The following is a 15,801-nucleotide window of genomic DNA, read 5'->3' as shown; positions in this document are numbered from 1 at the left end:
GTGAATGATTGCAGGCTTCCAATGCAGCCCATCCCGGCGCTTATTTCCAGTGAGAACCAGGGCCCCGGTGCCTCTCCACGCATGACCGCTCCCCTGACCAACCGCTGGATACAGCTTCTGGCCGGCATTCTCTGCATGGTGATGATCTCCAGCCTCCAGCACGGCTGGACGCTGTTCGTGCACCCGATCAATGCGAAGTACGAATGGGGAAGGGCGGCCATCCAGGTCGCCTTCACGATCTTCATCCTGAGTGAAACCTGGCTCGTCCCGTTCGAGGGCTGGGTCGTCGACCGGTTCGGACCGCTGCCCGTTGCGCTCACCGGCGGCCTGCTGGTGGCCATCGCCTGGAGCCTGAACTCGGTCGCCGATTCGCTGCCGCTGCTCTATCTCGGCGCCGCGCTGGGCGGCATCGGCGCGGGCTGTGTCTACGGCACGTGTCTCGGCAATGCGCTGAAATGGTTTCCGGACCGTCGCGGCCTGGCCGCCGGACTGACGGTCGCCGGCTATGGGATTGGCTCGGCCCTCACCATCATTCCGATGCACCATACGATCGAGCATCACGGCTACGAGGCGGCCTTTCTCTGGTTCGGCCTCGGCCAGGGCATTCTGGTCTGCCTCGCGTCGCTGGCGCTGCGCAAGCCGGAGGCCGCCACGCTGGCCACGATCCAAGAGCGGCTGCCGCATGCGCGGAACGACCATACGCCGCGCGAGGTGCTGCGCTCACCGCTCTTCTGGGTCCTGTTCGTCATGTCGCTGCTGGTCACCTCGGCCGGCCTGACCTTCACGGCCAATCTGGCCGGCATCGCCCGCAGCTTCCAGGTGGCGGACGTGCCGGTGAGCATGCTGGGCCTGACCCTGCCGGCGCTCACCTTCGCGCTGGCGCTTGACCGGGTGACCAACGGCATCGCGCGGCCACTCTGCGGCTGGCTGTCGGACTATATCGGGCGCGAAGTCACGATGTTCCTCGCTTTCACGATGGGCGCCCTGAGCATCCTGGCCTTCGCCCGCTGGGGCCACGATCCGGTGATGTTCGTGCTCCTGGCCAGCCTGGTGTTCTTCGCCTGGGGAGAGGTAGCCAGCCTCTTTCCGGCCACCTGCACCGACTATTTCGGGTCGGGCTACGCCACGACCAATGCGGGCATGCTGCACACGGCAAAGGGCTTCGCCGCCATGCTGGTTCCGCTGTCGGACATGCTGGTTCGCGCGACGGGCGACTGGCAGATGGTCTTCGCGATCGCCGTCGGCGCCAACGCCGTTGCCGCCCTTCTCGGGATCGCCGTCCTGCGACCGATGCGGGCGGCCTGGCTGAGGCGGGAATAGGCGAGGATGACGAGTCGGGGCAGAGCGGGCGCCCGTGCCGTTGTCGTCGGCGCGGGCATCGGCGGCCTGGCGGCAGCGGCGGCCCTCGCACCGTTTTTCGAGTGCGTGGAAATCTTCGACAAGGACGAACTGCCGGCCTCGCCGCGTCCGCGCAAGGGCGTGCCGCAGGACCTGCAGGTCCATATCCTGTTGAAGGGAGGCGAAAGGGCGCTCGAAGGCCTGCTCCCTGGCACCCGTGCGGCCTTGCTGAAGGCGGGCGCCATCGAGGTGCAGCAGACCCGGGATGTCTCGATCTGGGAGCGCGATTCGTGGCAGGCGACGCGGGACCTCGGTTACAGCCAGCTCATGATGAGCCGCCCCGCTCTGGAACTCGTCGTCCGCCAGCAGGTCCTGAAGCTCGGCAACGTCGAGATCCGCGATCGCTGTCCCGTCGACGCCGTGCCTTCCGGTGCCGACCTGACGGTGATCGCAAGCGGTCGTGGTGACAGGCTGCTGGCCGGCGTCGAGGTGCCGGAGACCGTGCTTGGCCTCGAGGTGAACTACAGCTCGGCACGCTTTGCCAAGCCGGCACGCTTCCGCGGCGAGGGTCGCTTCATCGCCTGCATTCCGAAGCCGCCGGACGATCGCTACGGGTTGGTCTGTCCGGTCGAGAACGACGAGTGGCTGATCACCCTCTGCAGCCGCGTCGACAACCGGGTGCCGGACGATCCGGAGGGCTTCCTGGCCTATGCCGCGGCGCTGCCGGTGCCCGACATCGCCGAACGGCTGCGGGACGCCGTGCCCCTGACTCCGGTGCAGCGCTATCGCATCGCCGAGGCGCGGTGGCGGCACTATGAGCGCGCCGCAGGACTGCCGCCGCGGGTGCTGCCGATCGGCGACTGCATCTCGAATTTCAATCCGACCTTCGGTCAGGGCATGTCGGTCGCAGCCGGTCATGCCTTGGCCCTGCGCGACGTGCTGGCGGAAACGCAGGACCTCGACGCGACCGCGGGCGCCTACCTGCCGCGGGCGGCAGAAGTCAGCCGGCAGGCCTGGTCGGTCGCGGCCATGGCCGATCTCGAATATCCGCGCACCCTGGGCGAGCGCCCGGCACGGTTCGACCAGATGGTTCAGGGAAGCGAGGCGATGCGCCGGGCCGCGGTGCTGCATCCCGAGGTCCATCTGCTGCGCTTCGAGATCGGCAATCTGCTGAAGCCCGATTCGGCTGCGCGCAGCGGCCCGGCCGCCCGTCTCGTGGTGCGCGAGATGGCGCGGGTAGGACGTTGATCCGGTGAGCGGCGAAGCCAAGCCCGCACTGGAAACGCTTCGCCGGGAGATGTGGCTGCGGCAGAGGCAGGCAAGGGACGCCGTCCGCCGCTACAACCGCGCCTCCTGGATCCGATTCGCTCTCGTGTTCATCCCGGTCCCGCTGATCGTCGTGACTTTCCGCCTCTATCTCGAGGCCTGGCACTACTACGTCCTGGGCGGCGCCTTCATCTTCTGCGCCGGTCTGCTCTACGTGCTCGACGACCGCGCGGCAACGCGCCGCGAGGCGGCACTCAAGGCCGCGAAGGCAGCACGCGCAGCCTATCAGGACGCACGCTCCGCAGTCGGCTCGAGCAGGTAACCTATCGTCGCGCGCGCCGGCCGATCAGCAGGATGAGCGGGATCGCCATCGCGGACGCCGCGGTGTAGAGGCCGAAGGCATTGATGTAGCCGATCATCGCCGCCTGCCGGTTGATCTCCTTCGACAGTCTTGCGAGACCCGACACGGTCTCGTAGTCCCAGCCGCCGGTCACCCAGGGCAGGGCGAGCGACTTGTTGTAGGGGTTCACCAGTTCGACCATGCGACTGTAGTTCGTGCTGGTCGCCCGCACGATCTCGGCGACGCAGATCGAGATGAAGAAGCTGGAGCCGATGTTGCGCAGCAGGTGATAGACCGCCGTGCCTTCGGCCAGGTTCGCGCCGCTCATGTTCGAGAAGGTGACGAGGGTGAGCGGCACCCAGATCACGCCCACGGCAACGCCCTGCAGCAGGCTGTTCAGCATCAGCGTATTCATGTCGACGCTCAGGTCTATGGTCATCAGCCAAACGCCGGACAGTGTCTGCAACAGGAAGCCCGCGATCAGGCCGATGCGCGGGTCCATGCGGCCGACGAAGATGGCGAGGAAGAAGCCAAGGGTGGCGCCGACACCGCGCGCGGCGATGACCTCGCCGATCAGCGAATCGGGGAAGCCCGCATGCTGCTGGAGGAGCGGCGGCAGCAGTACCATCGGCGTGAAGTTCAGCATGCCATAGATCAGCACCAGCACGAGGCCGATCGCGTAGTTGCGGTCGAGCAGGAGCTTCAGGTTGAGGAACGGCCGCTCGGCGGTGAGGCTGTGGGCGAGGAAGATCCAGAACGAGACGATGGCGATGAAGGTCTCGATCTGGATCTCGAGGGAGTCGAACCAGTCGAGCCTCTGGCCGCGCGACAGGACGAGCTGCACGCAGGCGATGGCAATGGAGAGCGAGAGGAAGCCGGTCCAGTCGAGCCGCGCCTGCCCGGTCGGCCGGTCATAGGGCAGGGTGAGGCGCAGGCCGACGAACGAGATCACGCCCACGGGCACGATCATGTAGAAGGCCCAGCGCCAGCTGTAGATCTCCGACAGCATGCTGCCGACGGTCGGACCGATCACCGGACCGATGACCACGGCCATGCCGAAGATCGATGTCACGAGGCCCTGCTGCCGCTTCGGGAAGGTGTCGAGCAGGATGGTCTGGGACAGCGGGATCACCGGCGCTCCCAGCGCGCCCTGCAGCACCCGCCACAGGATCAGGCTCTCCAGCGAATCGGCCAGGCCGCACATCAATGTGGTGAGCGTGAAGGCCAGCACCGACCAGATCATGGTCTGGCGGCGGCCGAAGCGCGCCGTCAGCCAGCCGGTCATGGGCGTTGCGACGGCGGTGGCCAGGATGTTGAAAGTCATGGCCCAGGCGATCTCGTCCTGGGTGGCCGACATGGTGCCCTGCATCTGGGGTAGCAGGGTCGAAGCGATCAACAGGGTGGTGGCGTAGAGGGTCGAACCCAGGACCACCATGACGAGAATCAGGATCCGCTTGCCGAGCGAGGTTTCGCTATCGGCGGCAGACGGGGCGGCGTCGGCGGTGGGCGCGCTTGAACTCATGGCCTGGGCTAATGTAGCCTAGGCAACAATCTCGAGCGAGCAGCCTTGGGCCCGGACGACGACGAATATATCGGCTACGTGCTATCGGACGTTGCGCGCCTGATCCGCACCGTATTCGATCGGCGCGTGCGCGACATCGGCCTGACCCGAGCGCAGTGGCTCGTGCTCACACGGCTCTATCGCCGGCCCGGGGCCAGCCAGACCGAGCTCGCCGACATGCTGGAGATCGACCGCGCCAGCGCTGGCCGCATGATCGACCGCATGCAGAAGAACGGCTGGGTCGAGCGGCGCGCCGACAGCGAGGACCGTCGCATCAACCGCCTGTATCTGACGGAGGACGCGCGGCGCGCGCACAAGGATATGTGGGCAATCGCCGAGACCACGGTCGACGACGCGCTGGCGCCGCTCTCCGCCGCCGAGCGCGCGCAGTTCACGCGACTGGCGGCACGGGTGAAGGGCCAGCTCCAGTCGATGGCGGGAGGCCACGGAACATGAGCCGCCGCCCCGTCCCCGTCCTGCGGCTGGTGCTGCTGGTTGCGGTCCCTCTGCTGGCGGCCGGCGGGGCGGGGTGGTGGTGGCTGTCGGGAGGCCGCTACGTCTCGACCGACAATGCCTATGTGAAGGCCCATATCGTCCAGATCGCGCCTGAAGTCTCCGGCCAGGTCCGGCGGGTCCTCACCCGGGATCATGCCTCCGTCGAGGCCGGCGCCCAACTGTTCACCATCGAATCGAGGCCTTTCCGGCTGGCGCTCGACAGCGCCGAGGCCGAGCTCGATTCGGCGCGGGCCCATGTCGAGAATCTGCGCGGGATCTGGCGGGAGGCGGTCGCCGAACTGGCCGACGCCGAGGCCCGCGCCGACTATTTCCAGCGTCAGGCCCAGCGCCAGGAAGAACTGGCGCAGAAGGGCGTGGCCTCCGCCAGCAAGCGCGACGAATCGCAGAACGACGCGCGCGCGGCGGCCGACCGAGTGGCGACGGCGCGGGAGAAGCTGCGGCGCGTGCTGGCGGCGCTGAACGGCGATCCCGAGCTGGCGGTCGAGGCGCATCCGCTGGTGCGCGAGAAGACGGCGGCGCGAGAGCGCGCGGCGCTCGATCTCGCCCGCACGACCGTACGGGCCCCGGTCGATGGCGTGGTGGTCAACATGCGGCTGCAACAGGGTGAGCAGGTCAAGGCGGCGACGCCGCTCTTCTCGCTGGTCGTGCTGAGCCGGCCCTGGGTCGAGGCGAATTTCAAGGAAACCGAGCTCACCCATGTGAAGGTCGGTCAGAAGGCCACCGTGGTGCTCGACACCTATCCCGACGTCACCTGGGAAGCGCTGGTCGAGAGCGTGAGCCCGGCCACGGGCGCGGAGTTCGCGATCCTGCCGCCGCAGAATGCCAGCGGCAACTGGGTCAAGGTCGTGCAGCGCCTCCCGGTGAAATTGCGGCTTCTGCCGCATGTCGGCGAACCGCCGCTGCGGGCCGGCATGACCGCAGCGGTCAGGATCGACACCGGCCGCGAGCGCGATTTGACGAGCCTGCTGGGCGGCACGAAGGGCCCGCCGCCGGCTCCCGCATCACCGCCGCACGACGTCACAGCGCAGTCGAAGTAGTCTCATTGGAGCGCCACTGGAATGGCGCGCTCCCGTGATCATCCTCACCCACACGCCAGCGAATAGATGTGCTGGACCTCGCCGGGCAGGGGCATCGCCTGCCATGTCCTGCCGGCATCGCGGGTGCCAAAGACCTCGCCGTCGTAGCGGGCGCCGATATAGACCTGTCCGGCGTCCGTCGGATGCAGGCCGATCGACATGATCGTGCCGTGCACCTGGACCTTGTCGAAGCGGGTCCAGCTCTCGCCGCCATCCTCGCTGCGGTAGAGCCCGCCATCCTGGCTGGCCGCGGCGACGGAGAGGGCGGAGTAGAGGGTGTTGGATTCGACGGGCGAGACGCGGATGTCGCGGCCGTAGGTGGTGGGCGAGAAGCGGCCAACCTCCATGTCCTTCCAGGTGCGGCCCTGGTCGCCGCTGCGGAACAGGCCCATGCGCACGGCGAGCCAAAGCCCGTCGGGGTCGGCCGGGTTGATGGTGACGGCATGACCGTCGAGCATACCTTCGGCCGTCGTGTCGCTCACGATCCGGCTCTTGAGATGGTCCTGCTCGGCGAGCTTCAGCAGGCCCGCGCTGCAATCGGTCCAGGTCTGGCCGAGATCGATGCTGCGCATGACGCCGTTGATCTCAAGCGCGGCGTAGAGTTCGTCGTGGCGCCGGGGATGCTGCACCAACCGCATGACGCGCGACGCAAAGGGGCCCGTGCAGTGCGTGTCGATGGCCGGATCGGGGAGGGCCCGCCACGATGCACCGCCATCGTCGCTGCGATAGAGCCCGATCGGCGAGGCACCGGCGAACACGCGATCCGGATCGCGCGAGTCGACGAGGAACGACCAGACCTGCGTGCCGGCGTCCGGAAAGGCGGTCCGGCGGAAGGTGGCGCCGCGATCGGTGCTGCGCCACACGCCGTCATTGGTTCCGGCGAACACGATCTCCGGATTCTGCGGATGGACGAAGACGGTGAAGGCCTGGACGGCGCCCAGCACATGCTGCCAGTCGCCGCTCGCGGTGCCGCGGCGAAAGATGCCGACGCGGCCTTTATGGTCCGGCTTCCCGAAATAGCCGGCGACGCCGACATAGAGGTTCGACTGCTCGGCCATTTCGGACTCCCGGCTCAGTTCTTCTTGACCAGCGGGCACTCGCTGTCGGCCAGCGGCCGGAACGCATCCTCGCCGGAGATGGTGGCCAGCAGCTTGTAGTAGTCCCATGGTCCCTTCGACTCGGACGGCTTCTTCACTTCGAAGAGATACATGTTATGCATCTTGCGCCCGTCCTGCCGAACGTAGCTGGCGCCGAACAGCGGGTCGTCCCACTTCGCGGCCTTCATGGCGGCCATGACCTTCTCGGCATTGTCCGTTCCGGTCGACTTGACCGCGTTCAGGTAGGCAAGGGTCGCCGAATAGAAGCCGGCCTGCGCGGAGGTCGGCATCTTGCCATTGAAGCGGGCGGCGAAGCGCTTGGAGAAGGCGCGCGTCTGGTCGTTGAGATCCCAGTAGAAGGCCTCGGTCAGGTTCAGGCCCTGCGCACGCTCCAGTCCCAGCGAATGGATGTCCGAGATGAAGACCAGCAGCCCAGCGAGCTTCTGGCCGCCCTTGACGATGCCGAACTCGGAGGCCTGCTTGATCGAGTTGATCGTGTCGCCGCCGGCATTGGCCAGGCCGATGATCTGCGCCTTTGAAGCCTGGGCTTGCAGGAGGAAGGACGAGAAGTCGTTGGTGTTGATTGGATGCTTCACGCCGCCGACCACGGTTCCGCCGGCCTTCTTGACGACCGCGGAGACGTCGCGCTCCAGCGCATAGCCGAACGCATAGTCGGCGGTCAGGAAGAACCAGGTCTTGCCGCCGGCCTTGACGACCGCCGAGCCGGTGCCGTTGGCGAGTGCAGTCGTGTCATAGACCCAATGGATCATGTAGGGATTGCAGAGCTTGCCAGTGAGATCCGACGAGGCCGGATCCGGCGCGATGAAGATACGCTTCTTGTCGCCGGCGACGCGGCCCGCCGCGATCGACGAGGAGGAGGCGCCGGCCCCCATCACCATGTCGACCTTCTCGTTGTCGAACCAGCGACCGACCGTCGTGGCCGCAACATCCGCCTTGTTCTGGATGTCGCTGGACACGAACTCGATCTTCTGGCCGAGGACGGAGCCGCCGAAATCCTCGATCGCCATCTGGGTGGCAAGCACCGCGCCCGGGCCGTTGATGTCGGCGTAGAGGCTCGACAGGTCGGTGGCGACGCCGATCTTGACCGTATTGTCGGAAAGCTGGGCTGCCGCCGGCAGGGCCCAGGCCGCAAGGCAGAATGCGGCCGTGCTGAACAGGTTCCGTCTCATCGTCTCTCTCCCTAGGCTTTGTTATTGAGCGAAGCCTAGCAAGCCCGTCGGCGTGCCGCAAAGCGGAGGAGACACCAATGATCGAGAAAATTCTGGACATCCCAACCCGGGACGGGGCGATGGAAACCTTCATCTGCCACCCGGAGCGCGGCGGACCCTACCCACCGGTCCTGTTCCTGATGGACGCGCCGGGCATCCGCGAGGAGCTCTACGACATGGCGCGTCGGCTGGCGACGGTCGGCTACTACGTGATGCTGCCCAACCTCTACTACCGCGCCGGCACCGAAACGAAGTACGGCCCGGACGTGCTCAAGCATGGCAGCGACGAGCACGCGCGCATGCGGTCCGTCCGCACCAAGATGACGATCCCGCCGGTCATGGACGACGTCGCGGCGATGATCGCCTTCGCGGATGCGCAGAAGGAGTCGAAGATGGGGCCTGTCGGCACCCATGGCTATTGCATGAGCGGCCCTTACTCACTGGCAGCGGCGGCGCGTTTTCCGGATCGCATCGCTGCGGCGGCGTCCTTTTATGGCACCTGGCTGGTGAGCGACGCGGTCGAGAGCCCGCACCTGACCCTCGGCAAGGCGAAGGGTGAGCTCTACATTTCCTGCGCCGAGCACGACGAACTGGCGCCGCCCGACATGGTCAAGGAACTGAAGGCGCTGTTCGACAAGTCCGGCGCAAAGGGCGAACTGGAGATCCAGCCGACCGTGCACCATGGCTTCGCCTTCCCGCAGCGCTGGTGCTACGACAAGCCGGCCGCCGAACGGCACTGGGAGCGCCTGATCGCCCTCTACCGCCGAAACCTCGGCTGACGCCGCGGAGGATGCACTCAGGCCGCTGCCGACGAAGGGGCTTTGTTCGCCTGCCAGTCGTCGAGCTTGGCGCGCGCGCCGTTCTTCGTCGGGTCCATCGCCGATTCCTGTCCCGGGACCTTGGCGGCGAGTTCGATCACGTAGCCGTCGGGATCGCGAAAATAGATCGACCGGATGAAATGGTGATCGGAGACGCCGCGGACCTCGCGGCCCTCCGACTTTCCCTTGGCCAACATCCGCTCGAGATGCTTGGGTTCGACCTCCAGGGCGATGTGGAGGTCGAAATCGTGCTGGTCCTTGAAATCGAACGCCATGTCCGGTGCCTCGAAGAAGGCGAGGCAGGAGCCGTCGTCGAGCTGGAAGAAGGTGTGCAGCACGCCGGTGCCGGTCGTGCGGCCGGTCTTGGTTTCCTCGATCTTCAGCGTATGGACGAGGGGGAGGCCGAGGAAGTCCTCGTAGAACTTCCTCGTCTCCTCGGAGTCGCGGCAGCGATAGGCGTTGTGGTGCAGACCCTTGATCATCGAAACCTCCGATCATTCATCTGCCCGAGTCTACCGCCGTCCTAGCGGTCGAGCCAGACATCCTCGAAACGCCAGTGATTGTAGATGGTGTTGACCGCAAGGTTCACGGCCTTCACTTCGGGGCGCCAGCAGGTGCCGCCCCAGCCATGCTGGATCACCGGGCGTGCGCCATCCTCCTGCAGCTTCTTGTCGATCTCCCACACGAGCTTCCGGCGGGCCTCGAGGTCGGTCATCATCGACTGCTGGTCGAACAGCTTCTCGACCTCCGGATTGCAGTAGTTGGTGTAGTTGCGCTCCGAGCCGCAGCGGAAGGTCTCGTAGAAGACGACATCCGGATCGTCGACGCCGACGCCCTGGACGTTCATGCCGATGGAGAAGTCGCGGCGCATCATGCGGTTGTACCAGACCGCGGTTTCGAGCGGCTCCAGCTCGGCCTGGATGTTCACCTGTTTCAGATGGTCGATCAGGATGACGGCCGGATCGCGATAGCTCGGGATGTTCCGGGTCGAGACCTTGATCCTCAGCGGCTTCTCGGCCGTGTAGCCCAGCTCGGCCATGATCTTGCGGCCTTCCTCCCGTGACTTGGCCACGTCGGGCCCGTAGCCGGCCACGGTCGACAGGAACTCGGTCGGCATGCCCCACAGACCTTCCGGCGGCGGCAGCATCGCGCCGCCGATGCGGTAGTTGCCCTGGCCCAGGATCTCGTTGAAGGCACTTCGGTCGATCGAGAGCGCCATGGCACGGCGGATCTTTGCGTCGTCGAACGGTGGCCTCTCGCGGTTGACCAGCAGGTTGGCCTGGGTGTTCGTCGGCTGTGCCTCGCAGATCGCGGTCGGAGCCTGGACCTTGAGATCGTTGACCATGGACGGTGTGACGACGGAGGTGAAGGTCATGTCCAGCTTGCCGGCGACGAAGGTCAGCAGCGAGGTGGCCCGGTTGGGGATGATCGAGAATTCGATCGCGTCGAGGTAGGGCCGGCCCGGCTTCCAGTAGTCCGGGTTGCGCGCGAGCTTGACCGACTCGTTCTGCTTCATCTCGACGAACTTGAACGGGCCGGTACCGATCGGCTTCTGCCGCATCTGCGCCGTCGAGACGTGGCAGGGATAGACCGGTGAGAAGGCCGCGGCGAGCATGGTGAGCAGCGACGGCTGCGGCCGCTTGAGGTGGAAGGTCGCCTCGCGGTCGCCGTTGACCGTGACCTGCTCGAGATTGAAGTACCAGGTCTTGCGCGGATTCTTCCGCAGCTTCGATTCGTCGGACGTCACCATGTCCCAGGTGCACTTCACGTCGGCGCTGGTGAAGGGCTTGCCGTCGTGCCACTTCACGCCGTCGCGCAACTTGAAGGTGATCTTCTTGCCGTCGTCGCTCCATTTCCATTCGGTCGCGAGTTCGGGGATGATGTTGTCCGGCGTGTTCTGCTTGGTCTTGGGATCGAACATCACGAGGTTGTTGTAGACCGACATGAACGGCATGACGGTCGAGATCGTCGCCTCCTCGTGGATCGAGGCGCTCGGCGGATTGTCCATGTGGGCGATCTTGAGCGTGCCGCCGGATTTCTGCGCCCAGGCGGTGGGAGCAACGGCCAGGGCCGCGACGGTCGCGGCGAGCGCCACTACTGGGATCTTCATTTTCGTTTCCTCCTTTTGTTTGTGATGACGCTAGCACTTCGCTGTGCCTAGAGTTGGGTCATGAAGATCATCAGTTTGCTGGTCGGAATGCTGCTCGCAGTACCGGCCTACGCTCAGGACTATCCGGCCAAGCCGATCAAGATCATCACCGCGTTCGGTCCCGGCACCGCGACCGACATCGCCGCGCGTGCGATCGGGCAGGACATCGCCGTGCAAACCGGCCAGACCGTCGTGATCGAGAACAAGCCCGGCGCCGAAGGTCAGATTGCGGCCCAGTCCGCGGCTGCGGCGGCGCCCGATGGCTACACGCTGTTCTTCACCACGCAGACGACGCAGGCGATCAATCCGCACGTCTACAAGGCGCTGGCCTACGATCCGGTGAAGAGTTTCGCGCCGGTCGCCGGCATCACGCTTGGCGCTCAGATCGTGATGGTGCGCAACGACCTCCGGGCGAAGACGATCCAGGAATTTGTTGCGCTTGCGAAGGCGCAGCCCGGCAAGCTGAGCTTCGGCAGCGGCAACGGGTCGAGCCGCGGCGGCGCAGAGCTGTTCCGCATCATGACCGGGACCGACCTGCTGGGCGTGCCCTACAAGACCCAGCCGCAGGCGATTTCGGACCTGCTGGGCGGTCGCATCGACATCATCTTTTCGGACTTCACCGTCGGCCTGCCGCCGGTCCTCGACGGTCGGGCGCGCGGCCTTGCGGTCACGAGCAAGCAGCGTATTCCTGGCCTCGACCAGTTCCCGACGGTCGACGAGAGCGGCGTTCCCGGCTTCGAGATGTGGGCGTGGACGGCGCTCTACGCGCCCGCCGGCACGCCGCGGCCGATCATCGACAAGCTGAACGCACTCGTTCGACAGGCGGCGAAGTCCCCGGCCTATCTCAATTTGCTGAAGACCAGCTACGGCATCTCGTTCGTCGGATCGCCCGAGGAGCTGGCCGCTTTCCAGGCCGTCGAGACCAAGAAGTGGGCGGAGATCGTGTCGACCGCCGGCATGAAGGAGCCCTGACGAGGGCTCAGGAGGGACGCAGGCGGCGCAGCCGGGACGACGTCACGATCTGCCAGACCGCCGCGGCGAGGACGCAGGCGGCGACCAGGAGGAAGGCGCTGCGATAGTCGGCGACCGCGGCGATCAGGCCGAACAGTGGCGGACCGATCACGGCGCCGGAAAAGGCGAGGGCGGTCTGCACCGCGGCGACGGCGGCCACCTGTCCCGGCGGAGCGAGGGCCGCGAACTCGGCGATCGAGACGCCGTTCCAGCTGATGACGACCGTGCCGTAGGCGAAGACCACCAGGCCGATCAGCCAATAAGGGGTCTCGGCCGAGATCAGGCTGGTGGCGATGGCGCCAAGGGTGATGCCGATTCCGGTCCAGCCCAGCAGCATCATGCGCGGAAAGCGGTCGCCCAGGGCGCCCAGGATCAGGCGCTGCCCCGTGCCGCCGATCTGGGCCAGGAAGAGCAGGAAGCCGGCCTCGGCAATGCTGAGGCGGCAATGCTCGTAGAGATAGGTCACGAGGAAGAAGGTGAAGGTGTGCTGCGCCACGACGTAGAGCAGCGCCGACCAGCCGAGAACGCGCATCTCCGGATGGCGCATCACATGGACGATCGAGGACCAGATGCCGTCCGACGGCGCGGAGGGCGCCACCGAGGCATCGAGACGGGCGCGCAGCACTTCGAGGACGCCGGCGCCGACCAGCATGAGCGCGGCGGCGCAGAGCGAAGCGCCACGCCACCCGAGCGCCGGAAGCAGCAGGGGCAGAAAAATGCCCGCGGCCGCGAAACCCAGCGGCACGCCGGTCTGCTTGACCGAGAAGACGAGGCTGAACCAGGCGCGTGGCACGCGCTGGCTCAGGATATGCGCCGAAGCGGGATTGATAGGGCCTTGGGCGAAGCCGATGAACGCGACCGCAACGACGGTCGCGGCAACATAGGCCGTGGCATTGAGGGCAAGGCCGATCGCCGCGGCCAGCATGGCGAACTGGCAGACACGGACGGCGCCCAGCCGCGAGATCGGGCCCGCGCTCCACAGGGCGACGCCCGAGGCGATCGCGTAGGTGACGGCGGTGAAGGCCCCGACCAGTTTCGGGGCGATCCCGAGATCGCGCGCCACGGCCGGCATCAGCACGCTGAGCGACAGGACGGCCAGCGAAATGAGCACCTGCGTGCCCAGCATCGCCCCGATGGGGACGAGCGCCGGCTGCAGACCGGGGCGCGGGCCTTCCGTTTTCGGCGCCGCGCCCGGTTCCATCCTACAGACCGTAGAGGTCGGCCTTGTTCAGGATGGTGTTGCGCAGGATGCGGATCGAGGCGACGTCGACCATTATGCCGTCGACGTTGATCGCACCCAGGCCCGCCGCCTCGGCCTCGGCATAGGCCTTCTCGAGCTTGCGGGCGCGGGCGATGTCGTCGGGCTTGGGCGAGTAGACGTCGAGCGCGATGTCGATCTGCGAGGGATGGATGGCCCACTTGCCGACACAGCCCAGGATCATGGAGCGCTTGCACTCCTCGCGATAGGCGTCGGGATTCTTGAAGTCGGCGAACGGACCATCGACCGGATCGATGCCGGCGGCGCGGCAGGCCATGATCAGCCGGAAGCGGGCATAGTGCCAGATGTCACCAGGGTAGCCGTCGGTCTCGCCGACATTCCTGTTGGTGACGCCCATCGAGGCCGAGAAGTCGCCCATGCCGAACACCAGGCATTCGAGGCGCGGCGTGCAGGCGGCGATCGAATCGACGTTCTGCATGCCCTCGACTTCCTCGATCAGCGCCTCGAGGCCGATCTTACGCTTCATCTTCAGCTTCTTCTCGATCTGATGAAGCAGCTTGTCGGCGAACAGCACGTCGGCGGCGGTCTGCACCTTGGTCATCATGATCGTGTCGAGATGCTCGCCGGCGCCCTCGACGATCTCGATGATGTCCTCGTAGGCGTATTCGGTCGTGAGGTCGTTGATGCGCACGCAGCGCGTCTTGCCCTTCCAGTTGAGCGTCTTCAAGCCCTCGATGATCTTCTTGCGGGCGTCGCGCTTCTGGCTGGGGGCAACGGCGTCTTCGAGGTCGAGGAAGACGTGATCGGCCTTCGACTCCGACGCCTTCTGGATCATCTTCTCGCTCGAGCCGGGGGTCGAGAGCTGGACGCGGCGGGCGCGCCTGGGACGGTCGGTCATCTATCTTCTCCTTAAGCTACGATCTTGTCGGCGCGCAGCCGGGCGATGTCGCCCGCGCCGAGGCCGATGGTCTTGAGATACTCGTCGGTATGTTCGCCCAGCAACGGCGCGCGATGGCGCACCTTGCCGGGAGTCTCGGTCATCTTAACAGCGACGCCCGCGATCTGGACCTCGTGGTCGAGGCCGGGATGCGGCACCCAGGGCAGCATGTCCCGCGCCTTGAAGTGGGGATCGGCCACGATGTCGCGTACGTTGTAGACGGGCGAAAAGGGTACCTTGCCGCCGAAATGCTTCAGAAGCTCCTGCTTGGTGCGCTGGCGCGTGAAGTCGGAGACGGTGGCAATGAGAACGTCCTGGTTGGCCCGGCGGTCCTGCACGGTGATGAAGCGCGGATCGGTGGCGAACTCGGGCCTGTCGATCAGCCGGCACAGGATCGGGAAGTGCGCATCGGCATGCGCGGCGATCGTCACGAAGCCGTCCTTCGCCGGAAACATGCCGAACGGGCAGAGCAGGGGGTGATGGTTGCCCTCCGGATGCGGCAGCGTCTGGGCGTAGGAGTGCTGATGCATGATGCGCTCGCAGACCGCGAGGATCGCGTCGACCATGCCGACATCGACGAACTGGCCCCTGCCGGTCTTGTAGGCACGCAGGATCGCCGAGACGATGCCGAAGGCGCAGGTGATGGCCGGCACGATGTCGCCGACGCCGGGCCCAACCTTCATCGGCGTGTCCTTGTCGGGGCCGGTGATGGCCATGATCCCGCCCATCGCCTGGCTGATGACGTCGTAGGCGGGGAAGTCCGAGTAGGGGCTCTTGCCGGTGCGAACGTCGCCGAAGCCGCGGATCGTGGCGTAGACCAGCTTCGGATTGCGGGCGTGCAGGGTCTCGTAGCTGAGGCCCAGGCGATCCATGACGCCGCCGCGATAGTTCTCGACCACCGCATCGGCATTGTCGCAGAGCTTCAGGACCAGGTCGCGGCCGGCCTCCGTCTTGAGGTCGATGGCGATCGACTTCTTGTTGCGGTTTACCGAGGCGAAGTAGCCGCCGAACGCCTTCAGCCTGTCGTCGACGTGATAGGGCCCGATGATGCGGGTGTGATCGCCGTCGAGCGGCTCGACCTTGATGACTTCCGCGCCCTGGTCGGCCAGCAGCATCGTGCAGTAGGGGCCGGCCAGCATCTGCGTGAGGTCGACGATGCGCACACCGTCGAGAGCGCCGAGGACCTCACTCATAGGAGCGCGCCACTCCAGTAGCGCTCATATGATGCGCCACTGAAGTGGCGC

Annotated in this window: 15 protein-coding genes; 7 read left to right on the top strand and 8 right to left on the bottom strand. The window is 66.3% G+C overall.

Annotated elements, in window-relative coordinates; translation table 11 throughout:
- Positions 1–81: 81 nt before the first annotated feature.
- From oxlT to ACO07I_RS03210, 3 genes are read left to right on the top strand one after another with little or no spacing between them, the layout of a single operon-like run.
- Positions 82–1,320, top strand: coding sequence for an oxalate/formate MFS antiporter (gene oxlT, locus ACO07I_RS03220; RefSeq protein ID WP_422014245.1), 1,239 nt, complete (start codon positions 82–84; stop codon positions 1,318–1,320).
- A 6-nt stretch (positions 1,321–1,326) separates the two neighbouring features.
- Positions 1,327–2,586, top strand: a complete 1,260-nt coding sequence (locus tag ACO07I_RS03215) for an NAD(P)-binding protein (protein ID WP_422014243.1) — start codon at positions 1,327–1,329, stop codon at positions 2,584–2,586.
- 4 nt (positions 2,587–2,590) lie between these two features.
- Positions 2,591–2,926: a hypothetical protein gene (locus tag ACO07I_RS03210; RefSeq protein WP_422014241.1), complete on the top strand. Its 336-nt coding sequence runs from the start codon at positions 2,591–2,593 to the stop codon at positions 2,924–2,926.
- A gap of 1 nt (position 2,927) precedes the next feature.
- On the opposite strand, the gene ACO07I_RS03205 is transcribed toward ACO07I_RS03210, so the two are convergent.
- Entirely contained in the window at positions 2,928–4,466 is a 1,539-nt protein-coding gene (locus ACO07I_RS03205) for a DHA2 family efflux MFS transporter permease subunit (protein WP_422014239.1), read from the bottom strand.
- Positions 4,467–4,511: 45 nt separating this feature from the next.
- Here ACO07I_RS03205 and ACO07I_RS03200 point away from each other — a divergent pair, with 45 nt between their 5' ends.
- A complete protein-coding gene (locus ACO07I_RS03200; RefSeq protein WP_422014237.1) occupies positions 4,512–4,961 on the top strand; it encodes a MarR family winged helix-turn-helix transcriptional regulator in 450 nt (149 codons plus the stop codon).
- Positions 4,958–6,058: an HlyD family secretion protein gene (locus ACO07I_RS03195; RefSeq protein ID WP_422014235.1), complete on the top strand. Its 1,101-nt coding sequence runs from the start codon at positions 4,958–4,960 to the stop codon at positions 6,056–6,058. Before ACO07I_RS03200 ends, ACO07I_RS03195 begins: the two co-directional genes overlap by 4 nt.
- 44 nt (positions 6,059–6,102) lie before the next feature.
- Here ACO07I_RS03195 and ACO07I_RS03190 read toward each other — a convergent pair whose 3' ends face one another.
- Positions 6,103–7,155, bottom strand: coding sequence for a WD40/YVTN/BNR-like repeat-containing protein (locus ACO07I_RS03190; protein ID WP_422014233.1), 1,053 nt, complete (start codon positions 7,153–7,155; stop codon positions 6,103–6,105).
- 14 nt (positions 7,156–7,169) lie between these two features.
- A complete protein-coding gene (locus tag ACO07I_RS03185) occupies positions 7,170–8,384 on the bottom strand; it encodes an ABC transporter substrate-binding protein (protein ID WP_422014231.1) in 1,215 nt (404 codons plus the stop codon).
- A gap of 77 nt (positions 8,385–8,461) precedes the next feature.
- Here ACO07I_RS03185 and ACO07I_RS03180 point away from each other — a divergent pair, with 77 nt between their 5' ends.
- Entirely contained in the window at positions 8,462–9,202 is a 741-nt protein-coding gene (locus tag ACO07I_RS03180) for a dienelactone hydrolase family protein (protein ID WP_422014229.1), read from the top strand.
- A gap of 17 nt (positions 9,203–9,219) precedes the next feature.
- Here the strand turns inward: ACO07I_RS03180 and ACO07I_RS03175 are convergent, their stop codons facing one another.
- Complete coding sequence (locus ACO07I_RS03175) at positions 9,220–9,723, bottom strand: VOC family protein (RefSeq protein ID WP_422014227.1); 504 nt, start codon at positions 9,721–9,723, stop codon at positions 9,220–9,222.
- Between the two features lie 41 nt (positions 9,724–9,764).
- Positions 9,765–11,351 (bottom strand): ABC transporter substrate-binding protein, encoded by a 1,587-nt coding sequence (locus ACO07I_RS03170; protein ID WP_422014225.1) that lies wholly within the window; start codon positions 11,349–11,351, stop codon positions 9,765–9,767.
- A 60-nt stretch (positions 11,352–11,411) separates the two neighbouring features.
- Here ACO07I_RS03170 and ACO07I_RS03165 point away from each other — a divergent pair, with 60 nt between their 5' ends.
- A complete protein-coding gene (locus tag ACO07I_RS03165) occupies positions 11,412–12,362 on the top strand; it encodes a Bug family tripartite tricarboxylate transporter substrate binding protein (protein WP_422014223.1) in 951 nt (316 codons plus the stop codon).
- Positions 12,363–12,369: 7 nt separating this feature from the next.
- Here ACO07I_RS03165 and ACO07I_RS03160 read toward each other — a convergent pair whose 3' ends face one another.
- Genes ACO07I_RS03160 through ACO07I_RS03150 form a run of 3 tightly spaced genes read right to left on the bottom strand, consistent with a single transcriptional unit; the run spans position 12,370 to position 15,750 of the window.
- Positions 12,370–13,602, bottom strand: coding sequence for an MFS transporter (locus ACO07I_RS03160; protein WP_422014221.1), 1,233 nt, complete (start codon positions 13,600–13,602; stop codon positions 12,370–12,372).
- Between the two features lies 1 nt (position 13,603).
- A complete protein-coding gene (locus ACO07I_RS03155; protein ID WP_422014219.1) occupies positions 13,604–14,518 on the bottom strand; it encodes an HpcH/HpaI aldolase/citrate lyase family protein in 915 nt (304 codons plus the stop codon).
- Positions 14,519–14,529: 11 nt separating this feature from the next.
- Entirely contained in the window at positions 14,530–15,750 is a 1,221-nt protein-coding gene (locus ACO07I_RS03150; protein WP_422014217.1) for a CaiB/BaiF CoA transferase family protein, read from the bottom strand.
- Between the last annotated feature and the right edge of the window lie 51 nt (positions 15,751–15,801).

Origin of the sequence: Reyranella sp. (assembly GCF_965227665.1) — a bacterium.
In the GTDB taxonomy this organism is placed as follows: domain Bacteria; phylum Pseudomonadota; class Alphaproteobacteria; order Reyranellales; family Reyranellaceae; genus Reyranella.
The sequence above is the reverse complement of the archived record's forward strand: the minus strand, read 5'-3'. Positions and strand labels throughout refer to the sequence as shown.